This window comes from Pseudomonas sp. R62, from assembly GCF_000257605.1.
In the GTDB taxonomy this organism is placed as follows: Bacteria; Pseudomonadota; Gammaproteobacteria; order Pseudomonadales; family Pseudomonadaceae; genus Aquipseudomonas; species Aquipseudomonas atacamensis.
Map to the genome: position 1 here is coordinate 174,708 of NZ_JH635999.1, position 7,606 is coordinate 182,313.

Sequence of the window (7,606 nt, forward strand, 5' to 3'; positions counted from 1 at the left end):
GATCGTCATAGTCGTAGCGCTCGCTGTCGCCGACCGCGTTGGTCGCGACCAGCAGGCGTTGCCGGGCATCAAAGCTGTAGGTGGCGAGGGTTTGCTCGGTGGTCCACTCGCCCTGAACAAAGACTTGGTAATCGACCGCCACCAGCTGCGCGCGGTCATAACGCAACAGCAGGGCGCGCCCGGCGCCGTTGTCCAGACGCTGTATGCGGTCGGAGCGATCGCGTTGCAGGGTTAGACGATTGCCGTAGACATCGCTGATTGCGGTCAGTCGTCCGGCGCGAAAGTGATAGAACCGCGCGCTGTCGCCGGCCAGAGCCAGAATCAGTTCTTCGGGTTCCTCGCCGAGAAAGATCGCCGCCCGCGACAGGCTGTTGTGAATCGCCGGGCGCGCGACGTTGGGCAGGGGAAAGCGGGTTCGGCGGTTCTCGTGGTCGATCCAGATCACGCCATCGCCGTCGAAGGCCAGCCGATGCGCCAGCGTATGGCTCCAGCCGAAACCCAGGCCGATGTCGATCTCGACCGCGCTGCTGCGGTACAAGCGGGTGAATTCGAAGGGCAACACGCCATCGAGCACGGCGTCGGTCAGGGTCAGCAGTTCTTCGCCGGTGACCATCGACACTGGGCAGCCATTGGTACAGGTTTTGGGTACGCAGTCGGCGGCATCGCCGTTGGGGTTTTTCGCCTGGTCGGGGGCGTCGTCGTGGGGCTCGTGGCGCTCAAGCCGTGCCATGCCTTGGGATTTTTCCCGCGCGAGTGGCGCCGGATTCGGCACGCGGAGCACCACCGCGTCGGCCTGACGAATGTTCAGCGGAATCGACGGTGTCGGCTTCAGCTCAACCTCGCGCGCATGAAACATCAGCGGCTTCAGCGTGCTCGCATGCTGCGTGAGTTCCGGCGTTGAGGTCAGTTCCGCCAAGCGTAAAGCAGAAGCCGCCAGCCATTCCCGCGCCCGTGGCGACTTGATCTTCGCCAGGACCTTGCTGCTCAAACGCAGCGATACGCCGGCACCGCCCGCCACGCGCATCAACAGGAAACTGATCAGCAACTCGGTGCGAACTTCAGCCACCACTTCGGCGAGGTATTGCGGCGGCAGCATCTTCAGCCAACTGGTAAACGCAGCCAGATGAATGAACAGCAACGGCTCGTCGCTGAGCATCAACAAGGCGTTGGCGATCGCTTCGTTTGAAGCGGCAAGCAGCGCCTCGAGTTCGACTTCGCTCAGATATTCGAGGAGCTTTGCGCTGTGCTCCTGCAGGTCGGCGAGGAGGGCAAACAGCTGTTGAATGTCATCCCAGACGCCATTCAGGGCTTTTTCCAGACCGCGCCAATCGGCCCGTTGCAACTGCCCGTAACGATCAAGAAAACCGGCGCTGGAAAACTCCGTCCATTGCGGCTGAAAGCCTGTCCACTCGGCGCGCAGCCAACCTTCAAGACCGGCGATGACTCCTTCATAAGAGGCATACAGGGCGCGGACGTGCGCGGTTGAAACGTCTGGAAAGAAGGTGACGCGGTAGCGCTGGCCGCGCATGCAATCGGTCACCTCGAGGATCCCGCTCGGGCCAATGGTGTAGCGCTTTGGTTCGCCGAAGGTCAGCACGCCGTCGACGTCGCTGAGCAGCGGTTCGAGGGTCACCGGGGTGTCGCCGATCGGCACAAAGCGCGCCGCTTCAAACAGGTGCACCAAGGTCAACGGACCGCTGGCCGAACACATGACCACCGATGAGCTGACAGGTGCGCGCGAGGTGATCGGCGCGCTCAGTTGTACGTCATTGCCAACCTTGAACACCTGCTCGATGTCCAGCGCCGTCCCGGTCCAGAACTGCTCGGCCCAGGCATCGTAGTTGTTCAGGCACAGGCGGAACTCGTCGATCAGCGCTTCGAAATCTGGCTGCTTCGGATTCAGGGCGGCCACCACCAGCAGTCCGATGCTGTTGTTCAGGGCCAGGAGCTGATCGGGTTGAAACATTCGCAGTCGCTCGCGCATATGAAAAAACGGGAGCGCGGACTTTGCGGGGGATCAAAAAGGAAAGAAGTCGGGGAAGTAGGCAGTGTCTGTAGGAGTTTTCGCTAAATGCGAAAAGGCGTCGATGGCATTGCCCGTTGCTCAATGTCCATCGGCCTCGCTATGCTGCTGAACCCATTAATCAGATCCGCGTTGCGGCACGTTGCCTGTCGCCCGGGATGTCTTTGTTAACGGATCCGATGATGAATGCACCGCTGAAGACGTTCGGCCCGATCAAGGCCGTGATTTTCGATATGGACGGTTTGCTGCTCGACACCGAGGGCATTTACACCGAGGTCACCTCGCTGATTGCCGGGCGCTACGGGAAAACCTTCGACTGGAGCGTCAAACAAAACATCATTGGTCGCGGTGCCAATGACCTGGCCAACTACGTGGTGCAGGCGCTGGAGTTACCGATCACTCCGGAAGAATTTCTGCAGATCCGCGAGCCGCTGATGCGCGAGCGTTTCCCCAAGGCGCAGGCGATGCCGGGGGCCGAAGCGCTGGTGCGTCACCTCAAAGCGCACAACATCCCGATCGCGGTGGGCACCAGTTCGTCGCGCCAGTCGTTCGGGCAGAAAACCACCTTGCACCGTGAGTGGTTTGCGCTGTTCGATTTCATCGTCACGGCGGACGATCCGGAAGTCGGCGCGGCCAAACCGGCGCCGGATATTTTCCTCACCGCCGCCCGGCGTTTGGGCGTTGCGCCCAAGGATTGTCTGGTGTTCGAGGATTCGCCGTTTGGCGTCACCGCAGCGAAAGCGGCAGGCATGACCGCAATCGCCATCCCCGACGCAGCAATGGCAGACGAGAAATATGCTCACGCTGACGGCATTATCCGCTCACTGAAAGATTTCACGCCCAGCGTATTTGGCCTGCCGATGCTGGAACTGGCCTGACCGCTTAAACACAAACGCCGCCCTTCTATAAAGAAGGGCGGCGTTTTTTTTGCCGGTCTGTCAGGCGCCGAAACCACCGTCGATGGTCAGGCTGGCACCGGTGATGTAACCGGCTTCCGGCCCGGCCAGGTAGGCGACGAAGCTGGCGATTTCATCGGCGGTGCCGTACCGACCGACGGCCATCAGCGGGATCAGGCTGTCGGCGAATTCGCCATGGGCCGGGTTCATGTCGGTGTCGACCGGGCCAGGTTGCACGTTGTTGATGGTGATACCGCGTGGGCCGAGGTCGCGGGCCAGGCCTTTGGTCAGGCCGACCAGTGCCGATTTGCTCATCGCGTACACGCCGCCACCGCCGAAGGGCATGCGGTCGGCGTTGGTGCTGCCGATGTTGATGATCCGCGAGCCTTCGCCCATGTGTTTCGCCGCTTCCTGCGAAGCAATGAACACGCTGCGCACGTTGATGGCCAAAGTCTGATCGAAATCTTCGAGTTTGAAATCTTCCAGCGGCGCGATGGCCAGCACGCCGGCGTTGTTGACCAGAATGTCCAGGCGCCCAAACGCTTCGACGGTGGCGCTGACGGCGTGGCGAATCGCGCCGGCATCGGCGCTGTCAGCCTTTATCGCCAGGGCTTTGCCGCCGTTGCCGGTGATGCTGTTCTGCAGTTCTTCGGCTTTGGCGGCGGAGCTGACGTAAGTGAAAGCGACGGCGGCGCCTTCAGCGGCCAGGCGTTTGACGATGGCTGCGCCGATGCCGCGCGAACCGCCTTGAATCAGAGCGACTTTGCCGCTGAGGTGTTGAGTGGTCATGTTCGATCTCCAAGTGTTCAAGGCGGAATGCCTTGGTGTTGGTGCCGAGTATCGGCGTGGCATCGACAACCGGGTAGACCATGATTGCTATAGTCTGTGTAAACCAGAAGTTTATAGTGGCGATCATGGAAACGTTCAGCAGTATCGAATGCTTTGTGCGCAGCGCCGAAGTCGGCAGCTTCGCCGAAGCCGCGCGACGCTTGAGCCTGACCCCGGCGGCGGTCGGCAAGAGCGTGGCGAAATTGGAGGCGCGGCTTGGCGTGCGGCTGTTCCAGCGTAGTACACGCAGCCTGACCCTGACCGAAGCGGGGCAGCTGTTTTTGAGTGAAGTCAGCGCCAGCCTGACCACCATCCAGAATGCCGTGGCCAATCTGGCCAGTGCCGGCGGGCAACCGGCCGGCACGCTGAAAGTCAGCATGGGCACGGTGTTCGGCCGTCTGTATATCGTGCCGCTGCTCGGTGAGTTTCTGCGGCGCTATCCCGCGATCAACCCGGACTGGCATTTCGATAACCGCCAAGTCGACCTGATCGGGCAGGGCTTCGACGCGGCGATTGGTGGCGGCTTTGAACTGCCGCAAGGCGTGGTTGCGCGCAGGCTGACACCGGCGCATCGGGTGTTGGTGGCATCTGAGGACTATCTGCAAAAACATGCGCCGATCAGCCATCCCGATGACCTCAAGCAACACGACGGCATTCTGATTCGCTCACCGCAGACCGGGCGCGTGCGTTCCTGGCAACTGACTCACCGCGATCAGCAACACAGTCCGCTGATGTTGCGGGTGCGGATGACCATGAGTGATTCCGAGGCTGCCTGTGCAACGGCGATGCAAGGTTTGGGCATTGCGCTGGTGAGCATGCCGTTTGCGGTCGCGTATCTTCAGGCAGGGACGTTGCAGCGGGTGCTGCCTGACTGGTTTGTCGATGACGGCAACATTTCGATCTATTACGCCGAGCACAAATTGTTGCCGGGCAAGACCCGGGCGTTTGTGGATTTCGTGATTGAACAGTTTGTTGAGCAGGGATTGGGGCGGCGGTTTAGTGCTATCTGAGCCAGGCACCAAACCGAGTTGCGGCTATCGCGGGCAAGCCCGCTCCCACAAGTTTTGAGTTGCTCACACATCTTGCAAAGAACACAAAACCCTGTGGGAGCGGGCTTGCCCGCGATGAACGATAACTCGGTCTATCGAGCAAAGCGCTGCGCCCAGCCAACAATATTCTTCGGCCGTGGCGTCGCATAAGTCCGCACCTTCGACGTCGACAACTTCAAACGCACCAGCGATTCGGCAATCATCACCGCCGCTGTCACGCCATCCACCACCGGCACGCCGGTGCGCCGACGGATCTGTTCATCCAGCCCGGCCATGCCGCCGCAGCCCAGGCAAATCACCTCGGCCTTGTCCTGGGTCACCGCCAGTTCGGCCTGCTGCACAATCGCTTCCAGTGCGCGCTGCGGTTCGTGTTCCAGCTCCAGAACCGCCAGACCACTGGCGCGCACCGAGGCACAGCGATCCCACAGGCCGGACAATTTCAGCCGATCCTCGATCAGCGGCACGGTGCGATCCAGCGTGGTCACCACCGAGTAGACATGGCCGAGAAACATCGCGGTGCTGGCCGCCGCATCGGTGATGTCCACCACCGGCACGTTGAGCAATTCCTGCAAACCCTCGCGGCCGTGTTCGCCGTAGCCGGCCTGAATCACGGCGTCGAAGGGTTGGTCGTAGGCCATCACCCGGTCCATGACGGCGATGGCGGCCAGGTAGCTTTCGAAATTGCCTTCAATCGATTCGGCGCCGAAGTACGGGGTCAGGCCGACGATTTCGGTACCGGGTGAAGCGACGGCCTGCGCCGAGCGGGCGATGGCGTCGGTGATGGATTCGGTGGTGTTGACGTTGACCACGAGAATACGCATGGAAAATCCTTATTGCGGGCAGTGGTGCGGCCCGAAAACCGGGCCGCGAAGGGATCAGTGGCTGACGTTATCCACAGCGATGCACTCGCCGCTGACTTCGGCGTAATGCGTCTGGCGTTTGGCGATGATCAGGTAAAGCATGCCGGCGATACCGGCACCGATGAGCCAGGAGAACGGCGAAACACTGTGGAAACCGGGTACCAGGGCCAGGACGATGGCGATCAGCGCTGCCGGAATAAACGCCGCCACCGCGCGGAAATTGATGCCACGGCTGTAGTAATAAGCGCCGTTGGGGTCTTCGCTGTAGAGCTGCGGCACGTTGATGCGGCCTTTGCGGATCAACCAGTAGTCGACCATGATCACCCCGTACAGCGGGCCGAGCAGGGCGCCGAGGCCCGACAGGAAATACACGATCACCAGCGGGCTGTTGTAGAGGTTCCACGGCAGGATCAGTACAGCGATGGTCGCGCTGATCAATCCGGCGCGGCGGAAGGTCAGGTACTTCGGCGCCAGGTTGCTGAGGACGAACGCCGGGGCGACGAAGTTGGCCATGATGTTCACCGCGACGGTGACGATCAGAAAAGCCAGGCAGCCGAGCACCAGAAAGAATGTGTTGGGGATCGAGGCGATGATTTCGGTCGGGCTTTCGATGATCCGCCCGTTGATCTGGAACTGCGCGCCACACAGCAGCACAGTAATCGCAGCGAACACCAGAATGTTCACCGGCAAGCCCCAGAAATTTCCTACCTTGATGGTTTTGCGGCACGGCGAAGAACGGGCGAAATCGCAGAAGTTGAGGATCAGCGTGCCGTAGATCGCCAGCCACAACGCGCCGCCGGCAAAGATGTTGCGCCACATCTCGCCACCGGTCAGCGGCTCGCGGATCGACCAGGCAATGGTCGCGTTGGCCTGGAAGTACATCCACGCGGCAAGGGCAGCAACGGTCAGCAGAATCACCGGCCCGGCAAATGCCTCGTAACGGCGCACCATTTCCATGCCGTAGGCAAGGATCGCCAGTTGCACCAGCCAGATGGCAACGAAGCACACCCAGCCCAGAGTCGACAGGCCGAGAATCGAGTTGTGATCGTATTCGGCAAAGCCCGGATGCACGGCGGTCAGCAGGACGCGGAATACCACCGAGGCGAGGTACGTCTGAATACCGAACCAGGCGATGGCGATAACCGCCCTGATCAATGCAGGAATTTGCGCACCGTGAATGCCGAAACTGATCCGGCTGATCACCGGAAACGGCACCCCGGTTTTCTGCCCCATGTACCCGGACAGGTTCATGAAGAAGTACACCAGCGCCGCGCCAATCCCCAGCGACAACAGAATCTGCCAGCCGCCCAGGCCCAACGCATACAGGCCGATGGCGAACGAGTAGTTGGCGATGTTGTGCACATCATTCGTCCACAGGGCGAAGATGCTGTACTGGCCCCAGCGCCGGCCTTCGGCTTTGGTCGGCGCCAGATCGCTGTTGTGCAGACGCGGGCTCAGTTGCAGCGGCTCGCTCAGTCCGTCATCGGGCAACGGTTGATCGAGCGTAGCGGAGGGCAGATTCAGCGCGATGTTATTCGAAAGACTTGTACGCATTCCGGCAGGCTCCTGACGTTCGCCACCGCGATGACTGTGCATGAGCGCTCAGGCTCGACAAATCTTCGTCGCGGCGGTGAAAACATCACTGGTTACGGGGCATCTGCAGCCTGTACGGGATAGGGCGCTTCAGGCTTGCGGATCGAAAGTGTGCATGTTTTGCAGTTTTGTATACAAAACATGTATGCGATAAAGCCAGATTTGTGCCAGTTGCGAATCTATAAGCGGCAGGGCTCATTTCGAATAGTTATCAATGCGGGATAAGTAACTGAAAAACCGGCGATATAAATTGATCGATTGGACAGGAATTTTTTTCAGGGGAGGGAGTTTGCAGAGGGGCAAGCAGATGGGGATTTTGCTGGGGAGTGTAACTTTTCAGGGCGTCAGAACTGAAAG

Annotated in this window: 6 protein-coding genes; 2 read left to right on the plus strand and 4 right to left on the minus strand. The window is 60.5% G+C overall.

Annotated elements, in window-relative coordinates; genetic code table 11:
• On the minus strand, positions 1 to 1,966 hold a 1,966-nt coding region (locus OQK_RS30495), incomplete at its 3' end, for a DUF6531 domain-containing protein (RefSeq protein ID WP_038861407.1).
• 239 nt (positions 1,967 to 2,205) lie between these two features.
• Between OQK_RS30495 and OQK_RS19230 the strand changes: the two genes are divergently transcribed.
• Positions 2,206 to 2,901: an HAD-IA family hydrolase gene (locus OQK_RS19230; protein ID WP_038861408.1), complete on the plus strand. Its 696-nt coding sequence runs from the start codon at positions 2,206 to 2,208 to the stop codon at positions 2,899 to 2,901.
• A gap of 60 nt (positions 2,902 to 2,961) precedes the next feature.
• Here OQK_RS19230 and OQK_RS19235 read toward each other — a convergent pair whose 3' ends face one another.
• On the minus strand, positions 2,962 to 3,708 hold the full coding sequence (locus tag OQK_RS19235) for a 3-oxoacyl-ACP reductase family protein (RefSeq protein ID WP_016773811.1): 747 nt from the start codon (positions 3,706 to 3,708) through the stop codon (positions 2,962 to 2,964).
• 125 nt (positions 3,709 to 3,833) lie between these two features.
• Here OQK_RS19235 and OQK_RS19240 point away from each other — a divergent pair, with 125 nt between their 5' ends.
• Positions 3,834 to 4,757, plus strand: a complete 924-nt coding sequence (locus tag OQK_RS19240; protein WP_038861975.1) for a LysR family transcriptional regulator — start codon at positions 3,834 to 3,836, stop codon at positions 4,755 to 4,757.
• 131 nt (positions 4,758 to 4,888) lie between these two features.
• On the opposite strand, the gene OQK_RS19245 is transcribed toward OQK_RS19240, so the two are convergent.
• Together OQK_RS19245 and OQK_RS19250 are read right to left on the minus strand one after the other, a co-directional pair.
• Positions 4,889 to 5,617 carry an aspartate/glutamate racemase family protein gene (locus tag OQK_RS19245; RefSeq protein WP_016773813.1) on the minus strand — a complete coding sequence of 243 codons (729 nt, stop codon included), beginning with the start codon at positions 5,615 to 5,617 and terminating at the stop codon, positions 4,889 to 4,891.
• Between the two features lie 54 nt (positions 5,618 to 5,671).
• Entirely contained in the window at positions 5,672 to 7,210 is a 1,539-nt protein-coding gene (locus OQK_RS19250; RefSeq protein WP_016773814.1) for an NCS1 family nucleobase:cation symporter-1, read from the minus strand.
• Between the last annotated feature and the right edge of the window lie 396 nt (positions 7,211 to 7,606).